Genomic DNA, 1,297 nt, shown 5'->3' with positions numbered 1-1,297 from the left:
GGTTCATCGCGGCTTTCCGGGGAAAGCCGCTTTTATCTTCAAGAAGAAGTAGTCGGTATCTCGATACCCATACCCCATTCGCTTGATTAGCTTTATCTTGTTGTTTATCCCTTCTAGGGTGCAGGTGTTTAGCGGATAACTTGCCGATGCGATAATACCGTGAAGATAAGGACTCAGTTTTCGTGCGAACTCTTTCAATGGCTTAATTCCACTCTCTTGTACTTGTGCCCACCAAGCCTCCCAGAGCCCTTTAGCATGTGCTTCTGATTCACAATACCAAAGCTCTTTGAGTTGTGCCCCGAGTATATAAGTGGTCATTAAGTCCTTATTGATATTCAATATTTCTGTAAGATAGCTGTCTTGCCGTGGATTTAAGTTGCCTCTATTTTTCAACAACACCCAGCGTGAGCGCTTGACCCATTGCCTCGCTTTTTTATCTTGCTTGAGTTTGTTGGCTTGGTCGACTCTGACTCTATCCATTACCTCACGACCGAACTTAGCAACAACATGGAATAAGTCGTAAACGATTTTTGCGTTCGGGCAGTGCGCTTGAACTTCAAGGTCAAAAGCCGTATTCATGTCCATCGCGACCGCTTCGATATTATTGCCATGCTTGCCTAACAGCTCGAAGAACGGTCGTATGTCCTTGCGGCTACGGCCTAAACCTATCCAAATGACTTGGTGAGTCTTAGCGTCAGCAATGACCGTGGCATACCGATGTCCTTTAAAGATAGCGAACTCATCCATGACGAGTTGCCTTAGCCCCTCCCATTTCACTGACGGTACCACTTGGCGAAGTCGGCGTTTATCTATCTCTTTAATGGTGTGCCAATGTACGCTTGTTAACTGGGAGATATGCTTAATGGGAAGAAGAGGCAGCAGTTGTTCTATATAACTTTTTAAGCGCTTCGTTATACGAGCATAAGGCTCTAACCAAGATAGAGACTCTGTTTTTATGCCGCAGTCACGACACTTGATTCTTCGTGTTTGAACGGAAAGTTCAACAGGAACACCGAGCAACATGGCCTCTTTTACATGACGCCATTGATACTCATGAATAGCCTCGGCCTCGAGACCACAAAGGCACTTAGCCTCAGAGTTAGGTTTAAGAGTCAGGGTAATAAGTGATGCTGTCTGGTGAGACTTTACTATTTGAAAGCCTTCCCAGAATGAAGATAGGAAAGTATGATTCGGCATGAAAACGGTAGTTTGTGTATGATTTTTGTTTGGCGACTAAACCATATCACTTACTACCGTTTTTGTTTTTAGTTCCCGCTAATCCGCGATGAACCTTTTT

General features: G+C 44.5%; 1 protein-coding gene. It reads right to left on the bottom strand.

The genetic code is table 11. From position 1 onward, the window contains the following. Positions 1–3: 3 nt before the first annotated feature. A complete protein-coding gene (locus tag AB4329_RS11500) occupies positions 4–1,197 on the bottom strand; it encodes an ISL3 family transposase (protein ID WP_017069018.1) in 1,194 nt (397 codons plus the stop codon). Between the last annotated feature and the right edge of the window lie 100 nt (positions 1,198–1,297).

Source organism: Vibrio sp. 10N.261.54.A5, assembly GCF_041471145.1.
In the GTDB taxonomy this organism is placed as follows: Bacteria; Pseudomonadota; Gammaproteobacteria; order Enterobacterales; family Vibrionaceae; genus Vibrio; species Vibrio crassostreae_C.
Note: the sequence above shows the minus strand (reverse complement) of the source record. Positions and strands in the feature narration are given on the sequence as shown.